The sequence below is a fragment of the Stutzerimonas stutzeri genome, assembly GCF_019090095.1.
Lineage (GTDB): Bacteria > Pseudomonadota > Gammaproteobacteria > Pseudomonadales > Pseudomonadaceae > Stutzerimonas > Stutzerimonas stutzeri_AN.
Window position 1 is genome coordinate 1321814 of the sequence record NZ_JAGQFP010000002.1, and the last position, 17136, is coordinate 1338949.

Consider the following 17136-nt stretch of genomic DNA (forward strand, 5'->3'; position numbering starts at 1 on the left):
GCGTCGGGAGGCGCGGGTGATGCGCCAGCTTACACCAGGCACCTGACGGCATCACGCCGACACCGCCTGCCGCTGTCGGACAACATAATGACCCAGGAGGCGAGCCGCTAGGAGTGCTCGGGGGTTTCGCTGAATACCTCGGTCGGCAGCTCCGGTTGCAGCTCCGGATGCAACCGCTGGTGCTGCTCGTACAGGTAGGAACGGATGCGCTCGGCGTCGCGATGTTGCGGGTATTCGACCTCATAGGCCGTCAGCCCATCCTTGGCATCGCGGACTCGGTGGGCATCGATCTCCAGCGCGACCTCTCCGGGGAGCGCCAAGTGCAGGTGCAGGTGCTTGGGCGCCTTGCGCTTCTTCCCGACGTCGACCAGAAGGCCATTGGGCGACAGTTCATGAACGCTGAGCGCGGTCTCGTGGCCGTTGTCGGAGAGCAGCGGCAGGGGCTCGTCTAGCGGCAGCCGCCACGCCCGAACGACCGGTCCGCGCTCGTAAATGGTCGGCGGGGCGAGTTGCAGCCGAACGGTCTGGAACTCGTCCTTGCCAAGCTGTAAGGGGAACGACATGCAATAGTCGTCGAACTCCGCTTCGAAGGTCAGCTTGGCCTTGGCGGCCAGGCGTAACAGCAGGCTGTTCGCCTTGTCGCCGCCGTCCACACGAAAACCGCCCGGCGTCTGGCCGGTTTCCGCGGACGAACTCGTGAGAAGGTCGTTGATATACGCCAGCTCGGTGCTGGTCAGAATGGACTTGTTCGGCATCACGATTCCCTCTCCAGGGCAGCAGGACTGGCCTGCCCATGCCTCGCTCCGCGCGCCCGTCAGGCACCCGCGAGATCCTCTGCAGGACCGCCTTGCGACAACGCGTTGCGCGACAAGTTGCAACCAGACGCACCGATGTAAGAATAGAGCTCCCAGCGCCAGCCGGAGGGACCGAATGCGGCATAATGTTCCGCTTCCATTCGCAGCGGAGCCCACCATGAAAGTTGCCATCCTCTCCGGTACGGTCTACGGCACAGCCGAAGATGTTGCCCGCCACGCCGCCACGCACCTGAAGGCAGCAGGTTTCGAGGCCTGGCATGATCCACGTGCGCAGTTGGCGCAGGTTATCGATTTCGCCCCGCAGGCGTTGCTGGTGGTCACCGCCACCACCGGCATGGGCGAGCTGCCTGACAATTTCGTCCCGCTGTACTCGGCCATTCGCGACCAGTTTCCGGCCTGGCAGGGCTTACCCGGTGGCGTCATTGCGCTAGGCGATGCCAGCTACGGCGACACCTTCTGTGCAGCCGGCGAGCTGGTGCGTGAGTTGTTTGCCGAACTTGGCGTCCAGGAAGTGCAAGAGATGCTGCGCCTCGATGCGAGCGAGACGGTGACCCCCGAGCGTGACGCCGAACCTTGGCTGGAAGGCTTCGCCGCGGCCCTGCGCCGCTGATGCGCTAAACGTCGTGCGGGCTTCTAGCGCGACCCGGCTGGCCCGTCAGCCGCTTGCCGGGCGAATGCCTGCAGCTGCGGGTAGAACGCACGGAAGTCCTGCTGCAGCGGCCGGTACAGGCGCTCCAGCTCACGGACCCCGCCGGCGAGCCCTTCGGGGCGTGACAGACGGCGGCTCATGCCGGCCACGACCTGCTCCATCACGCTAAACTCGCGATAACTGCCGAGCCAGTCCTGGGCGGCCATGCGCGGCGCGATCACCGCCAGCTTGCCCGGTAGCTCGGCCTCCTCGCGCAGTACCCGATAGACCCGCGCCGTGAACTCATCCAGCGGCTCGTCGGCATAGTCGTGCCAGTGCGCGGCCAGGCAATGGTCAAAAAACAGGTCGATCAGAATGCCGGCGTAGCGGCGCCGCTCATTGGGAAAGCGCGCCTTGGCCTGCAACACCAGCGGATGGCTGTCGGTAAAGGCATCAATCTGACGGTGCAGGCGAATGCCGGCTTCGATCTGTGCGGGCCAACGCCCTTGCAGCGGGCCTTTTACAAAGTCGCCGTACAGGCTGCCGAGCAGTGCGCCGGACTGCGGGCCGCCGAGATGCAAGTGTGCGAGATAGTTCATGGGAGCAGTCTAGCAGCGCCGCCTGGCCCGGGGTGCATCACGCCGCGTCGGGTACCTCGGCGACGGCGCCGTACAGCGCCTCGGCGATCGCCTTGTGGCAGGCGCGACCGAGTGAGTTGCGTGCCATTGCGCGACTGTCGATCGGTGGCAGTAGCTGAATATCCACCTGGGCGATGTCGGTGCTCAGCAGCCTGAACAGATGGGTAAGCAGGTCATCGTCGCCGACGAAGGGGGCCTGGGCGTCGGCCTCACCGTTGCGCCAGTAACGGATCGCAACGGGTTGGATCGGCGTGCCGGTCTCGATGGCGGAGGACAGCAAGCGGCTGTGGAACGGGCGCAAGGTCGTGCCATCCGTGGTGGTGCCCTCGGGAAAGATCAGCAGTGTGCCGCGCTCTTGCAGCGCCGCGCCGAGTTGCCGGTTCAGCACGGCACTGTCACCACCGCCTCGGCGGATGAATTGGGTGCCCGCTTCGGCGGCCAGCCAACCGAGCAGCGGCCAGCGGCGCACGTCGGACTTGGCCAGAAAAGCCATCGGCTGGAGCATGCCGATCAGCGGAATGTCCGTCCAGGACACGTGATTGGCCAGCCAGAGCATTGGTCGATCGGGGCACTGCCCGGACAGCCGGAGCTCGAAGGGAAGAGCGCCCGCCAGACGCGCAAGAAACCAGCGGCACAGCCGGTGGCGCGTGGCGGCGGACGGCGTGGCGCCGGCCAGCGCACCGATCCTCAGGCTGCTGGCCAGGCAAGCGCCGAGTGCAATGACGCCGCTCAGACGGGCCAGTCGTGCATACAACCGCAGCCTGCTCATCTAGACGGCGGCCTTGAAGTGCCGGGCATAGCGAGGGCAGAGCTCGTCGCGCTTGAGCAATATGAAGACATCGGCAACCTGGAAATCGGGATCCCAGCAGGGTTCGCCGCAGATCTTCGCGCCGAGCCGCAGATACGCCTTGAGCAAGGGCGGCGGTTGCGCGATGACGTTGCCCGGCGACTCCAGCGCGGGCAGCGGATGCTTCGGCTTGGCCTGCAGCAAGTCGGTGCTCATGTATCGCTCGCGTAGCCGCTGCATGATGGCCTGGGCCTGGATGCCACCGTCGCGCATGGGAATGCTCGCGCACCCCATCAGGTAGCGATAACCGCCTTGGTTGAGGGCGTCCGCCAGTGCGCTCCAGAGCACGGCGATGGTCGCACCGTTTCGGTAGCCGGGGTGCACACAGGTGCGGCCGATTTCGAGAATCGGCGCGCTTAGTTCCGCCAGCCCGTGGAGGCTGAATTCCCCTTCGCTGTAAAAGCGCCCGAGCGAGCGTGCGGCGTGACTGTCGAGCAGCCGCGTGGTGGCGACCAGCATGCCGTTGTCGAGATCACGCACGCCGATATGGCTGCAATAAGCATCGAACTCATCGTGGTCGAGGCCCGCTTCGGCGCCGTTCAGCTGCGCGCCGAATTCACTGCTGAACACCTGGTAGCGCAGTGTTTGGGCATCGAGCAAGGCCGCCTGCCCATGGAGACGCTCTGCCTGTAGGCGGCGGGAGGTACGAGGGAAATCGAGGGTGGTCATGCCTGTCTCCTTGGTCAGCCTTGGCTCGGCGCTGCAAACGCAGCGCTTGGTTGCTATGGTTGAGGCGCCGTCGAACAGTGATGCCGAATCAGGCTAGGCAGAGGCCGTGTCACGGCGGTTACCAATCGATGATGCTTGGATGACGATGCTTGCCATTGGCCATCTGGCGCTGTTGACCCCAAGGAGTGAGAGCGATGTCTTGGCACGAACTGATTGGCCCGCTGCACCGTCTGCCGTCACGGCTTGCGCTGGATGACTGGTTTGCGGCGCTGCAGGCTCAGTGCGAGGGTGACCTGTTCGAGCTGGCGGTGCTCGGCGGCCGGCTGGCAGAAACGCCCGGGTTGGCGTTCGTCGCCGGTTATCAGGCGGCATTGCGGCGGCTCTGGCCCGATGCGCCCGAGGGGCTCGGCGCGCTGTGCACAACGGAAGACCGCAAGTTGCGCCCAGCCGACATGCTGACGCGATTGGAGGGCGCGCAGCTGACCGGCCACAAGGACTTCGTCACCGGCGGTACAACCGCGAGCTGGTTGCTGGTGTCTGCGCGCGACGAGCCGCCCGGCGAGCGCCCGCGTCTGAGCCTGTGCATGGTCCGTTGCGACGAGGTGGGTGTGCACCTCGAGCCTGGACCGCCACTGCCGCTGCTGCCGGACGTGCCCCACGGACGCTTGCGGTTGGTGCATGCGCACTGCCAGCGGCTGACGGGGGATGGCTGGGACGATTACGTCAAACCGTTCCGCACGCTGGAGGATCTGTATGTGATGGCGGCCCTGGTCGGCTGGCTATATGGCGTGGGACGCGAGTGCGCCTGGCCGCAGGGCTTGCAACTGCAGCTGTTGGGCATATTGGCTGGCGCGGCCGAGGTGTCACGCCTGCCTCCCGCGGACCCCGCCACGCATCTGTTGCTGGCCGCGTTGAGCCAGCAATTGGCGGCGCTTGGCCCTGGGCTCGATGCTGCGCTGGCGGCTGGCCCGCCGCAGTGGTTAGGCTTGTGGCAACGTGATCGTGGCGTGCTGCAACTGGCTCGGGGTGCCCAGGCCAGGCGGCTGGCCCAGGCCGCGGCGACCTTGGGGCTGACGCCGTTGGCTGACCCGACGCCGTGAACCGTGGCGCCATCGGGAACTCCTCGTCGTCCGAGGCGCCTATAGCAGGCGTGCCGCAATGGCACGGGACGATTGTCGAGTGCCTGATCGGCGACGTCCTGACCCTTTCTCAGACAAGGATTTCAATGTCTCTCAGCTGTATCGCTACGCTTGCTTGGTGCGCCGCAGTCGTGCGGAGCCTTCGACCATGATGCTGGCGGGGGAGGTGTTCCCGTGGCGCGACGGCAACCGCTTCCAGCTGTTGACCGACGGGCCGACGTTCTTCCCGCGCATCCTGGCGAGTATCGAGGCGGCCGAGCGTCGGGTGGATGTCGAGCTTTACCTGGTAGAGGATGGCCGCTGCGTGGAGCGTTTGTTCGACGCGCTGGTGGCGGCAGCCGAACGCGGGGTGCGGGTGCGTTGCCTGTTCGATGGCTTTGGTTGCCTGAAACTGGGGCAGAAAGCGCGTCAGCGTCTGAGCGATGCCGGGATCGATTTTCGCCAGTACAACCCGCTGAAACTGCGCCTGAAATTTCGCAACCTGCACCGCGATCATCGCAAGCTGATCCTGATCGACGACCGGCATTGCTTCGTCGGCGGCGCTGGCGCAACGGATGAGTTCTGGAATCCTGACAACCCGGACGAGCACTGGCACGAAGTGATGGTCGAAATTGCCGGCCCGTTGCTCGACGACTGGCGGCGACTGTTCGATGTGCAATGGGCGTTGTGCCTGAAGCGGCGGATCTGGCAACTGCCGTTACCGCAGCGGCAGCCGAGGGTGCCGGCCAACCCCTCGCTCGACACGGGCATGGGGCGGGTCGCCTATTCAGCGGCGCGGCAGCATCGAGACATTCTGCATAGCCTGTTGCGCAACCTGCGACACGCACAGCGCCGGATCTGGCTGGCCACGCCTTATTTCCTGCCGACCGGTCGGGTACGCCGCGAATTGATGCGCGCGGCACGTCGAGGCGTCGATGTGCAGCTGTTGCTGACCAGCCGTAATACCGATCACCCCGCGGTGCGCTATGCCGGACAGCGCTATTACCCAAGGCTGCTCCGGGCGGGCGTGCGGATTCATGAATATCAGCCACACTTCCTGCACATGAAAATGGTGCTGGTCGATGACTGGGTCAGTATCGGTTCATGCAACTTCGATCACTGGAACCTGCGCTGGAACCTGGAGGCCAATCTGGAAGCGGTCGACACGCCGTTCAGCGAGTCTGTGGTCGCCAGCTTCGAGCATGATTTCTCCCGCAGCCTGGAAATCGACCTCGAGCAGTGGCACGCGCGTCCGCTCAGCCAGCGCGTCTATCAGCGCATGTGGGGCTTGCTCGATCGCCTCGTGATCAACATATTCAACCGCAGCGGCTGAGGCACGGCCCGGGCGCTGCAAACCTTCACCTGACTGGGAGCGTGTTTCGATGGCTGCGAAGAAGATCCTGATGCTGGTCGGCGACTATGTTGAAGATTACGAAACCATGGTGCCGTTTCAGGCACTGCAGATGGTCGGGCACACCGTGCATGCGGTCTGTCCGGACAAGAAGGCGGGCGATACGGTGCGTACCGCGATCCATGATTTCGAGGGTGATCAGACCTACAGCGAGAAGCCGGGTCATAACTTCGCCCTGAACTTCGACTTCGCCGCGGTGCGGGCCGAGGATTATGACGCGCTGGTCGTGCCCGGCGGCCGCTCGCCGGAGTACTTGCGCCTCAATGAGCAGGTGCTAAGCCTGGTCAAGGCGTTCGGCGAGGCGCAAAAGCCGATTGCCGCGGTGTGCCATGGTGCGCAGCTGCTGGCGGCGGCGGGGATTCTCCAGGGCCGCGGCTGTAGTGCATACCCTGCCTGCGCGCCGGAAGTGCGGTTGGCCGGCGGTGAATATGTCGATATACCTGTGGATCAGGCTCATACCCAGGGCAATCTGGTGACCGCTCCGGCATGGCCGGCGCATCCGGCGTGGCTGGCGGCGTTTCTCGAACTGCTCGGTACGCGCATCAGCCTGTAACATGGCGTAGCGTTCACAGGCCCGCTACTGGCGGGCCTTTTCGTTGGCCACGCGGCGCTCATCTGTCGAGACACCCATGAACCAGGCAAAAGATCCCCTGCACGGCGTCACGCTGCACGACATCCTCGTCGAACTCGAGGCCCATTTCGGCTGGGACGGCCTGGCCGAGCGGGTCGATATTCGCTGCTTCAAGTGCGATCCCAGCATCAAATCGAGCCTGACCTTCCTGCGCAAGACGCCCTGGGCGCGGGCCAAGGTCGAGGCGCTGTACGTACAGCTGCGCAGCGCTGCACAGCGCTAGGTCCGGCAGCTGGTCGTCGTTAGCGAAGGACCGTTTATCCGCACTCAGAAAAAAAGATCTCCCCGCGACTCAAGTTCGCTGAATCATGCCGATCCTGTTACTGAATGATTCGTTGCGCTGACGGGTCAGTCTGGAAACGAAGCGGTCTCAGGGAGATCAAAAACAATGAGAAACAACGGACCGGTCAGCAACACAGAACGTAGCTTTCCTGAACACCAGCGGCTGATCTCTGCCACCGATACGCACGGCAAGATCGTTTACTGCAACGATGAGTTCGTCGCTATAAGCGGGTATGCGCGCAACGAGCTGATCGGCAGCCCGCACAACCTGGTGCGTCACCCCGACATGCCGCCGGCGGTCTTTCAGGCCATGTGGGGCCAACTGAAGGCGGGAAAGAGCTGGATGGGGGTGGTCAAGAACCGCTGCAAGAACGGTGACTTCTATTGGGTCAGCGCCTATGTCACGCCGATTCTCGACAACGGCACGCTGACCGGTTTCGAGTCTGTCCGGGTCAAGCCAACCGCAGAACAGGTAACCCGTGCCACGGCCCTCTATGCGCGGCTACGGGAAGGGCGCCCGGCGCTCTCCGTGGGGCGCCGAGCCATGGGCCATATGCGTGCCCTGTCGCTGCCGCTGGCTGGCGCTCTGCTGGCCAGCGTCAGTGTGCTCTGGCTGCCGCCCGCAGCGGCGATCGTTGCGATCGTCGGCCTGTTTCTGGCGCTGGGGCTTGGCTGTCACATGGCTACTGAAAGGCAGATGGCGCAGATACTGCAAAGCGTGCCAAACGCGTTTAGCGATCCGGTGGTCGCGCTCACCTATACGCACCAGCACGGGAATGCCGCCCGGCTGGCAATGGCCCTGATCAGCGAGGATGCTCGCTTGCGCACCGCCCTGACGCGGTTGTCCGATCTCGCCGTGCAGGTGCAGAGCGCTTCGGCGGATACCTTCCAGTTGGCCAGCCAGACGGAAAACGATCTGCGCCAGCAGCGCGGTGAAACCGACATGACGGCCACGGCTGTCACCGAGATGACCGCCTCGATCGGAGAAGTGGCCGCTCACGTTCAGCAGACCGCAGAAGAGGCGACCACCGCCAACGCACTGGCCAATGATGGCGACCGGGTGGCCGAACGTTCACGCAAAGCCATGGAGATGCTCGCCAGCACCGTCGGCAACATTGGCAGTGCGGTAAATGAACTGGCCGGCGAGACCCAGCAGATCATGGCCGCCGCCGGAATGATCCAGAGTATTGCCGAACAGACCAACCTGCTGGCGCTCAACGCCGCCATCGAAGCGGCGCGTGCCGGCGAACAGGGACGGGGCTTCGCCGTGGTGGCGGACGAGGTGCGCGCGCTGGCCAGCAAGACGCGTGATTCGACGCAGCAGATCCAGACCATCATCGAGTCGCTGACCCGCAAGGCCGACGAGGCGGTGAGCATCGCTCAGGTTGGCGACCGGGAGGCTGCGCAGGGCCTGGCCCAGGTCATCGAGACGCAGCAGGCGCTGGAGGGGATTCGCGAGGCGGTCAGCCGCATCACCAACATGAGCCAGCAGATGGCCGCCGCCGCCGAGGAGCAGGCGCATGTGGCAGAGGATATCGCTCAGCAGATTACGCGTATCGCCGGGAGCACAGACAGCAATGCCAGCAAGGCGGAGCGCACCATGCAGCGTGGGCGCGAACTCGAAGGTGCGGCACGTGGTCTGCGGGCGCTGGTCGAACGTTTCAATCGCTGATCACGCGGCATAAAAAAGCCCGGCTCAAGGCCGGGCTTTTTTGCATTGGCGGTTGGTTACTGCACTTCGACCGCCAGGCTTTCGGCGATCTTCTGCTGCCAGACCGCAGGGCCGGTGATGTGGACCGACTCGCCGTTGGTATCGACGGCGACGGTGACCGGCATGTCCTTGACCTCGAACTCGTAAATGGCCTCCATACCCAGTTCAGCGAAGGCCAGCACCTTGGACTTCTTGATCGCCTGGGCGACCAGATAGGCCGCACCGCCGACCGCCATCAGGTAGACGGCCTTGTTGTCCTTGATTGCGTCGATGGCGATCGGGCCGCGCTCGGATTTACCGATCATGCCCAGCAGGCCGGTCTGCTCGAGGATCTGACGGGTGAACTTGTCCATGCGCGTGGCGGTGGTCGGACCGGCCGGGCCCACCACTTCGTCACCGACCGGATCGACCGGTCCGACGTAGTAGATGAAGCGACCCTTGAGGTCCACCGGCAGCTCTTCGCCCTTGTTCAGCATGTCGACCATGCGCTTGTGCGCGGCGTCGCGGCCGGTGAGCATCTTGCCGTTGAGCAGGACGGTTTCGCCCGGCTTCCAGCTCTGAACCTCTTCGGGGGTAATGGTGTCGAGGTTGACGCGACGCGCGCTCGGGCCGGCTTCCCAGACGATTTCCGGGTAGGCATCCAGCGGCGGCGGGGTCAGTTCGGCAGGTCCCGAGCCGTCCAGCACGAAGTGTGCGTGGCGGGTGGCTGCGCAGTTGGGAATCATGCACACCGGCAGCGAGGCCGCATGGGTCGGGTAATCCATGATCTTGACGTCGAGCACGGTAGTCAGGCCGCCGAGGCCCTGGGCGCCGATGCCCAGCTGGTTGACCTTCTCGAACAGCTCCAGGCGCAGCTCTTCGATGCGGTTCTGCGGACCGCGGGCCTTCAGCTCGTGGATGTCGATGGATTCCATCAGGACTTCCTTGGCCATCACCGCGGCCTTCTCGGCGGTGCCGCCGATACCGATGCCGAGCATGCCTGGCGGGCACCAGCCGGCGCCCATGGTCGGAACGGTCTTCAGGACCCAGTCGACGATGGAGTCGGAAGGGTTGAGCATGGCCATTTTCGACTTGTTCTCGGAGCCGCCGCCCTTGGCCGCGACATCCACCTCGACCTTGTCACCGGGCACGATGGAGTAGTGGATGACCGCCGGCGTGTTGTCTTTGGTGTTCTTGCGGGAACCTGCCGGGTCGGCCAGGATCGAAGCACGCAGCACGTTCTCCGGCAGGTTGTACGCGCGGCGAACACCCTCGTTGATCATGTCGTCCAGGCTCATGGTGGCGCCGTCCCAGCGCACGTCCATGCCTACCCGCACGAATACGGTAACGATGCCGGTGTCCTGGCAGATCGGCCGATGACCGGTGGCACACATGCGTGAGTTGATCAGGATCTGCGCCATGGAATCGCGCGCGGCTGGCGACTCTTCGCGCAGGTAGGCCTCGTGCATGGCCTGGATGAAGTCGACGGGGTGGTAGTAGGAAATGAACTGCAAAGCGTCGGCAACGCTTTGTATCAGATCGTCTTGCTTGATCACGGTCATGCAGCGCGTCCTCTTGGCGGGGCGGAGACGAGGCGCGTGGGAACGTGGCCGACGCGCTCAGGTAAAAAAGGCGCGGCAGTATAACCCGCTGCGCGACAGGGGGCACAGACGGACCAAGGTGGAAGGGATGCGAAGGGCAACTGGCTTGGCGATAGGGCAGTGGGGCGCGGTGGCGCGGCTGACGGCCACAACGTCACCGATCAGCGAGCAAGAGCGGTACAGGGTGACAAAACCGCCACTCTCGGGACCATCGGACGCTCGTCTGGACACGCGGCGTACGGCTTATAGGCTTTTACAGGTGGCCGGCGTACAGTACATCGAAATGCCATTATGGGAACGGATTCCATGCGCGTGACTCGTGAACAGAGCGATCAGCAGGCGCTTCAGCAGCTCGTCACCAAACGCTTCGCAATGGCGGCCGGAACCTACGGCCTGGCATTGCTGCTGATCTGGGTCACCGTCGCCGGTGGCTTTTATCAGGCATCGATCGACACGGCCATTTTCGCCTCGGCGATGATCCTGGCCACTCAGCTGGTCTTCTGCTGGGTCTTCTACCGAGGCTATAACCTGCGCTTTCGCGACCCGAGCCTGACGGAGCCACAGGTGCTGGTTGCGCTGGTCTGGTTGACCTATTTTCTATTCAATCTCGGCGATAACCGTGGCTCGTTGCTGGTGCTCTATGTGCTGGCGCTGATGTTCGCCGTATTCCTGCCGCCTCGGGTATTCATGCGCTACGCCGTGCTCGCGTTTCTGAGCTTCGTCGGGATGTCGCTGGCCGACGCCTATCTGGGCGCGCTGAAAGATCCGCAGGCCGCTTTGCTGGAGGCCGGCGTACTGTTGGTCACGCTGATCTGGATGTGTCTGTTCGTCGGTTACGTCTATACGTTGCGCCAGCGCATGCGTCAGCGTCGTTTCGCCTTGCAGGCGCATCAGGAAACATTGCGCGGCATGATGCGGCAGCTCGAAGACCTGGCGTCCACCGACGAGCTGACCGGGCTGTACAACCGTCGCCACTTCCTGCGCCGTGCCGAGGCCGAACTGAGCCGCTTGCGGACCGGACACCGGTCGGGCCTCGCCCTGATCGACCTCGATTACTTCAAACGGATCAATGACCAATACGGGCACGCCACCGGCGACAGGGTCCTGCAGACGTTCGCATCCGTGGCGCGTTCCTGTCTGCGCGACGACGATGTGCTGGCCCGCTACGGCGGTGAAGAGTTCGTGCTGTTGTTGCCCAGCACCGATGCCGAGCAGTTCAGCGCTTGCTGCGAGCGCCTGCGCGAGGCCTTCGCCAATGCCCAGCCGTTGGACGTGCAGCTCCAGGCGGGGCAGTTGAGCCTGTCGGTAGGGCTGACCCTGCTCGAGGCGGGCGATGACCTGGACGAGTCCTTGCAGCGTGCGGACGAGGCGCTCTATCGCGCCAAGAAGAACGGTCGCAACCGCTGCGAGGCCAGCTGGATGACCGCCAGTGCCTGAACTGACGGTCGAGGACCGCCGCTGGACGGTCAGTGCGGGCCGCAATCTGCTCGATGCGCTTAATGACGCCGGGCTGCGCGTGCCGTACAGCTGCCGGGCGGGTAGCTGCCAGGCCTGCCTGGTGCGCTGCGTGCAAGGCGCTCCTGCCGACGCGCGCCCCGAGGCGCTCGATGCCGAGCTGCGCGCGAAGGGGTGGCGGCTTGCCTGCCAGTGCACCGTCACCGAGGACCTCAATGTTGCGCTGTACGATCCGCGGCGAGACGGTTTGTCGGCGCGGGTACAGGCACTCGATTGGCTCGATGGGCAGGTCCTCCGGCTGAGGCTGGTTCCGGAGCGGCCCTTGCGTTACCGCGCAGGCCAATCCGTACTGTTATGGACCGACGAGGGGGTCGCACGGCCCTATTCGTTGGCGAGCCTCCCCGGCGAGGACGCCTGGCTCGAATTCCAGATCGACTGCGGCCGACCCGGTGCCTTCAGCGATAGGGCGCGCAAGCTGGCCGTCGGCGATCAACTGGGCCTTGGGCAGCTGCACGACAGCGCCTTGCGCTACGAGCCCGACTGGCAAACAAGGCCGCTGTTACTGCTGGCTGCCGGCACGGGACTCGCGCCGCTCTGGGGCGTATTGCGCGAAGCGCTGCGACAAGGCCATGCCGGGCCCGTTCGGCTGCTGCATTTCTGTCGAGGTGAGTCTTACCTGCGGGCTTCGCTCGATCAACTGGCCGAGCGGCATCCGAATCTGAGTGTGGAGCGGATCGATCGGCAGCAGACACACGATCGCCTGCAATCGCTGCGGATCGCATCGCGTCAGGAAGTTGCGTTGATTTGTGGCGCCAGTGCGTTCGTCGACGCCTGCGCCAAGCGGCTGTTCATGGCGGGCCTACCCAGAGGTCAGGTGCTCTGTGATGTCTTCCTGGTGCGCCAGGTCGAGACCGCGCCGCCGCGCTGATAATGAGGCCGGCCAGCGCATGGGCGCTGGCCGGCCAATGGCAGGCTCTGGCGAGCCGTGCCGACCGACCCAGGCGTATCAGGTCAGCGAATCGCCGACGCGCAGGATCTTCATGGTGTTGGTGCCGCCGGTGCCGTGGTAGGTGTCGCCCTTGGTCAGAATCACCCAGTCGCCGACGCTCACCACGTTGCGCTTGAGCAACTCGTCCACCGCCGCCTGACTGACCTTGTCTGCCGGCAGTGCCGCCGGGTCGAAGGGAATGGTCTGCACGCCACGGAACATGGCGACCCGAGCCTGGGTTTCGCGGTGGGGCGAATAGGCGAAGATCGGTACCGACGAGCGGATGCGCGACATGATCAGTGGGGTGTAGCCGCTTTCGGTCAGGCTGATGATCGCCTTCACGCCGGGGAAATGGTTGGCGGTGTACATCGCCGCCAGCGCGGTGCTTTCATCGCTGCGCTCGAAACGCTGACCGAGACGATGACCGGATTTGATGCTGGTCGGGTGCTTCTCGGCACCGCAGCAGACCCGCGCCATCGCCTTGATCGCCTCGACCGGGTATTCGCCAGCCGCGCTTTCGGCCGACAGCATCACCGCATCGGTGTAGTCCAGCACGGCATTGGCTACATCGGACACCTCGGCGCGAGTCGGCATCGGGTTCTGAATCATCGACTCCATCATCTGCGTCGCGGTGATCACGATCTTGTTGTTGCGGCGCGCGTGCAGAATGATCTTTTTCTGAATACCCACCAGTTCGGCATCGCCGATTTCAACGCCAAGATCGCCGCGCGCGACCATTACGCCGTCGCTCGCCTGGATCAGGCCGTCCAGCGCTTCGTCGTCGGCGACCGCTTCGGCCCGTTCGATCTTGGCGATCAGCCAGGCAGTCGAGCCCGCTTCGTCACGCAGGCGGCGGGCCAGCTCCATGTCCGCGGCATCGCGCGGGAAGGAAACGGCGAGGTAATCCAAGTCCATGTCGGCGGCCAGTTTGATGTCGGCCTTGTCCTTGGCGGTCAGCGCCGGTGCGGTGAGCCCGCCACCGCGGCGATTGATGCCCTTGTGGTCCGACAGCGGCCCGCCGATCAGTACGGTGCAGTGCAGCTCGTCGGCGGTGGTGCTGTCGACCCGCATGACCACGCGGCCATCATCGAGCAGCAGTTCGTCGCCCACGCTGCAGTCCTTGACCAGATCCGGGTAGTCGATGCCGACTACTTCCTGCGTACCGGCATCGCGGGGATGGGTCACGGAGAAGCGAAAGCTGTCGCCTTCAGCCAGCTCGATGCGCTTGTCGGTGAACTTGGCGATGCGGATCTTCGGGCCCTGCAGGTCGCCTAGCAGCGCGACGAAGCGACCGTGCTTGGCCGCGGTATCCCGTACCAGTTTTGCCCGTGCGCGGTGCTCATCGGGCGTGCCGTGGGAAAAATTCAGGCGCGCGACGTCGAGGCCGGCGAGAATCATTTTCTCCAACACCTCGGGCGAACTGCTGGCAGGACCCAGGGTGGCGACGATTTTGGTACGGCGCGAGATCATTCAAATGCTCCTATTTTCAGAATGGCCGGGAGGCTACTACGCTGCGCGGCTGTAGTCATTGTTGGCTTGCACTACTCTTTGACGCCAACATTTGGGACGCCACGACGTGCGCTGGCGCGCCGAACGGCCTGCAGTTTTTCTCACCGTGGTCGATAAGTCGGCAACGGAGGATCCACTCATGCGTACCCTTGTCATAATTTGCCTGGCCACACTCAGCGTAGGCTGCAGCAGCCGAAATGCACTCGATCGACACCTGGACAGTGCCTACCAGCACTATCAGGAGGGTGACTGCGAGCGGGTCATGCTGGCGCTGTCGCAGGCCGAGCGCGCCAGCCGCCCACGCGACAACGTCCAGCCGGAAATCTCCCTGCTGCGCGGGCAGTGTCTGGAGCGCCAGGGATTGTTCGTCGACGCGGCACAAACCTATCGCTTCATCCAGACCCGCTATCCGGCCAGCGAATATGCCTATCGCGGCAGCGCCAGGCTGGAGACGTTGCGTCAGTTGGGGCACTATCAGCCAGAAGAGCGGGTGGTCACCCACGCCGTCAAACCTTGAAGCGAGCCCGTCACCGACGGACCGATGGGAAGGACCCCATGCGCATTACACCGATACTCGTTGCTGCCCTGTTGGCCTCGTCTCCGGCGCTGGCCGAGATCTATCGCTGGGTCGATCCCGAGGGTAACGTGCATTTCGATGCCCGCCCAAGGCCGGGCGCCGAGCAGGTCGAGGTTCGGCCGCAGGTCGTCGAACGCGATGAGGCGACGCGCGAACGACAGGCGCGCACCGAACGCTTCTTCGAAGCGCGTCGGCAGGAGCAGCAGGCGGCCGATGAGGCGGCCAGCGCCCGGCAGGCTCAGCGCGAACAGGCCTGCCGCCAGCTGCGTGAGCAAATGGCGCAGCTGTCACATGGCGGGCGCTACTTTCGTGCCGATGCAAAGGGTGAGCGCGTCTACTACAGTGATGAGGAAATAGGGGCGGCGCGCCGGCAGTTGGCCAGTCGTATCAGTCAACACTGCAGCTGAGCGGCCGGCATCGGGCGCATTGACTAGAATGGCGGCAGGCCCGGAACCATGAACATGCTCAACCAACGCAGTATCCAGCGGCACCAGTTGCCGTATTACCTCAATGTCTTCAATCGATACACCGACAAGCCGCTGGGCTTCATCGGCAACCTGTCTGAAACGGGGCTGATGCTGATCAGTCCCTATCCGATGATGATCGATGCGCGCTTCGAGATGCGGCTGAAAATACCGGGCAAGCATGGCCAGCTGCGCTTTATCGACTTCAGTGCGATTTGCCGCTGGTCACGCGAGGACGTCACGCCGGGCAGTTTCGATTCGGGCTTCGTGCTGATTACGCCCCCCGGCGACATCCGTCTGATGATCGATGCCCTGCATCATTACTTCAGCTTCCGGCCGACGTCGAACATTCCTCCTGCCCGTTTGCCGATGACTGACCTACCGCCCAGTCATGCGGCCGACCAGAACCGTTGCCTCGGTACCTGACAGGCTGTCCCTTCCGGTAGCGCCCGAGCCAGGCGACGTTGGCGATGCGCTACAAGGTCCCGTTTTTCTTCCAGGCCAGGTAGCGGCTGATCAACGCCGGACCCAGCGCCTGGGGCAGGGCATCGAGTACCGGCACCCCGCGCGCGCGCAGGCGATCATGCAGACGCTCGCGGGCCGTCAGATAGTTCAGCGTCCCGCAGTAATCCAGTGCTTCCTGACGACTGACCACGGGATGCTGGCGTAGCACGTCGAGTACCGGTTCGCGCAAGCTTACCAGCAACACCCGGTGTCGGCTGGCGAGCAGGCGGACAGCGGCGAGCAGGTCTTCGTCATCTTCGTCGCGCAGGTTGCTCAGTATCACCACCAGCGCCCGGCGTTTCTGCCGCGTCAGGACCTCGGCGGCGGCCCGTGTGAAATCGGCAGGCTGGCGGGTATTGATCAGGTCGTAGACGCCGTTGAGCAACAGGTTCAGCTGCGCCGGGCCTTTGGCCGGTGCCAGGAAGCGTGGTTGCTCGCTGGCGAAGCTGCAGAAGCCCAGCGCATCGCCTTGGCGCAGGGCGACGTAGGCCAACAACAGGCTGGCATCGAGTGCGTGGTCGAAGTGCGAGCGCGTGCCATCCATGCTGCGCATCCGCCGCCCGCAGTCGAGCATCAGCAGGATCTGCTGGTCACGGTCGTCCTGGTATTCGCGAGCGATGGGCAGGTGTTTGCGTGCGGTCGCCTTCCAGTCGATCTGTCGCAGCGTGTCGCCTTCGCGGAACTCGCGCAGCTGATGGAATTCCAGGCCAAGACCGCGGCGCGGCTGTTGCCGAACGCCCAGGCGCCCCAGCCAGCTGTCGACCGCCATCAGCGATGCGCCGTGCAGCCGTGTGAAGTCGGGGTACACGCGAGTCTGCGACGCCAGCGGCAGCAGCCGGCGTTGGCGCCACAAGCCCAGCGGGCCATACAGCCCTATCTCGCATTGCTCGAACCGATAGTGGCCGCGTCGCCGGGGGCACACCCGATAGCGAAGCGTGCCGACGTGACCGGCGCCGAGCGTGAGGCGCTGCGGCAGATGCACGAGCGACAGGGCGGATGGCGCATGGTCGAACACATCCAACCGCAGCCCGTTGCCGGGTTGCGCGGAAATCTGCAGCTGCACCTCGTGCCAGCGTCCCAACGCCAGATAGCCGTTCAGGACGCGCTGCAGGCTGGGCGAGGGCAAGCGGTGTACTGCAACCGCATCGATGGCGGCCAGCGCTCCCAGGCACAGCAACAGGCCCCACCAGGCCGCATGGACGGCGTCGGGCAGGGGATGGCCCAGCGCCGACAGCACGCCGAGGGCCAAGGCCAAGCCCAGCAGCGCCACCAACGCGACGATCGATCGCCGTGACGGAGTCATCGATGC

At 64.5% G+C, this 17136-nt stretch carries 18 protein-coding genes; 11 read left to right on the plus strand and 7 right to left on the minus strand.

Going from position 1 to position 17136, the window contains the following annotated elements:
• Positions 1-107: 107 nt before the first annotated feature.
• Entirely contained in the window at positions 108-755 is a 648-nt protein-coding gene (locus KVO92_RS15645; RefSeq protein ID WP_217476472.1) for a PilZ domain-containing protein, read from the minus strand.
• Between the two features lie 217 nt (positions 756-972).
• Here KVO92_RS15645 and KVO92_RS15650 point away from each other — a divergent pair, with 217 nt between their 5' ends.
• Positions 973-1425, plus strand: a complete 453-nt coding sequence (locus KVO92_RS15650; protein WP_217476473.1) for a flavodoxin — start codon at positions 973-975, stop codon at positions 1423-1425.
• 23 nt (positions 1426-1448) lie between these two features.
• On the opposite strand, the gene KVO92_RS15655 is transcribed toward KVO92_RS15650, so the two are convergent.
• Genes KVO92_RS15655 through olsB form a run of 3 tightly spaced genes read right to left on the minus strand, consistent with a single transcriptional unit; the run spans position 1449 to position 3597 of the window.
• The gene (locus KVO92_RS15655) at positions 1449-2042 is read right to left on the minus strand and encodes an ACP phosphodiesterase (RefSeq protein ID WP_217476474.1); all 594 of its coding nucleotides are present in this window, start codon (positions 2040-2042) and stop codon (positions 1449-1451) included.
• Between the two features lie 37 nt (positions 2043-2079).
• Complete coding sequence (locus tag KVO92_RS15660; protein ID WP_217476475.1) at positions 2080-2850, minus strand: lysophospholipid acyltransferase family protein; 771 nt, start codon at positions 2848-2850, stop codon at positions 2080-2082.
• Complete coding sequence (gene olsB, locus KVO92_RS15665; protein ID WP_217476476.1) at positions 2851-3597, minus strand: L-ornithine N(alpha)-acyltransferase; 747 nt, start codon at positions 3595-3597, stop codon at positions 2851-2853. It lies immediately after the preceding gene.
• 194 nt (positions 3598-3791) lie between these two features.
• On the opposite strand from olsB, the gene KVO92_RS15670 reads away from it, so the two are divergent.
• The 5 genes from KVO92_RS15670 to KVO92_RS15690 all read left to right on the plus strand — a co-directional run bounded on the left by KVO92_RS15670 (position 3792) and on the right by KVO92_RS15690 (position 8711).
• Positions 3792-4697 (plus strand): acyl-CoA dehydrogenase, encoded by a 906-nt coding sequence (locus KVO92_RS15670; protein WP_217476477.1) that lies wholly within the window; start codon positions 3792-3794, stop codon positions 4695-4697.
• A 190-nt stretch (positions 4698-4887) separates the two neighbouring features.
• On the plus strand, positions 4888-6048 hold the full coding sequence (locus KVO92_RS15675; RefSeq protein WP_217477272.1) for a phospholipase D-like domain-containing protein: 1161 nt from the start codon (positions 4888-4890) through the stop codon (positions 6046-6048).
• Positions 6049-6097: 49 nt separating this feature from the next.
• A complete protein-coding gene (locus KVO92_RS15680) occupies positions 6098-6679 on the plus strand; it encodes a DJ-1/PfpI family protein (protein WP_217476478.1) in 582 nt (193 codons plus the stop codon).
• 76 nt (positions 6680-6755) lie between these two features.
• The gene (locus tag KVO92_RS15685; protein ID WP_217476479.1) at positions 6756-6980 is read left to right on the plus strand and encodes a VF530 family DNA-binding protein; all 225 of its coding nucleotides are present in this window, start codon (positions 6756-6758) and stop codon (positions 6978-6980) included.
• A gap of 165 nt (positions 6981-7145) precedes the next feature.
• On the plus strand, positions 7146-8711 hold the full coding sequence (locus tag KVO92_RS15690) for a methyl-accepting chemotaxis protein (protein WP_217476480.1): 1566 nt from the start codon (positions 7146-7148) through the stop codon (positions 8709-8711).
• Positions 8712-8767: 56 nt separating this feature from the next.
• Here the strand turns inward: KVO92_RS15690 and KVO92_RS15695 are convergent, their stop codons facing one another.
• The gene (locus tag KVO92_RS15695) at positions 8768-10291 is read right to left on the minus strand and encodes a fumarate hydratase (RefSeq protein WP_217476481.1); all 1524 of its coding nucleotides are present in this window, start codon (positions 10289-10291) and stop codon (positions 8768-8770) included.
• 345 nt (positions 10292-10636) lie between these two features.
• Here KVO92_RS15695 and KVO92_RS15700 point away from each other — a divergent pair, with 345 nt between their 5' ends.
• Together KVO92_RS15700 and KVO92_RS15705 are read left to right on the plus strand one after the other, a co-directional pair.
• Positions 10637-11767: a GGDEF domain-containing protein gene (locus KVO92_RS15700; protein WP_217476482.1), complete on the plus strand. Its 1131-nt coding sequence runs from the start codon at positions 10637-10639 to the stop codon at positions 11765-11767.
• Positions 11760-12713, plus strand: coding sequence for an iron-sulfur-binding ferredoxin reductase (locus KVO92_RS15705; protein WP_217476483.1), 954 nt, complete (start codon positions 11760-11762; stop codon positions 12711-12713). Before KVO92_RS15700 ends, KVO92_RS15705 begins: the two co-directional genes overlap by 8 nt.
• A gap of 78 nt (positions 12714-12791) precedes the next feature.
• On the opposite strand, the gene pyk is transcribed toward KVO92_RS15705, so the two are convergent.
• Entirely contained in the window at positions 12792-14243 is a 1452-nt protein-coding gene (gene pyk, locus KVO92_RS15710; protein ID WP_217476484.1) for a pyruvate kinase, read from the minus strand.
• 178 nt (positions 14244-14421) lie between these two features.
• Here pyk and KVO92_RS15715 point away from each other — a divergent pair, with 178 nt between their 5' ends.
• From KVO92_RS15715 to KVO92_RS15725, 3 genes are read left to right on the plus strand one after another with little or no spacing between them, the layout of a single operon-like run.
• Positions 14422-14799, plus strand: a complete 378-nt coding sequence (locus KVO92_RS15715) for a tetratricopeptide repeat protein (RefSeq protein WP_217476485.1) — start codon at positions 14422-14424, stop codon at positions 14797-14799.
• Between the two features lie 38 nt (positions 14800-14837).
• The gene (locus KVO92_RS15720) at positions 14838-15266 is read left to right on the plus strand and encodes a DUF4124 domain-containing protein (RefSeq protein ID WP_254621451.1); all 429 of its coding nucleotides are present in this window, start codon (positions 14838-14840) and stop codon (positions 15264-15266) included.
• 48 nt (positions 15267-15314) lie between these two features.
• The gene (locus tag KVO92_RS15725) at positions 15315-15749 is read left to right on the plus strand and encodes a PilZ domain-containing protein (RefSeq protein WP_217476486.1); all 435 of its coding nucleotides are present in this window, start codon (positions 15315-15317) and stop codon (positions 15747-15749) included.
• A gap of 49 nt (positions 15750-15798) precedes the next feature.
• On the opposite strand, the gene KVO92_RS15730 is transcribed toward KVO92_RS15725, so the two are convergent.
• Positions 15799-17130, minus strand: a complete 1332-nt coding sequence (locus tag KVO92_RS15730) for a DUF58 domain-containing protein (protein WP_217476487.1) — start codon at positions 17128-17130, stop codon at positions 15799-15801.
• Positions 17131-17136: the final 6 nt, after the last annotated feature.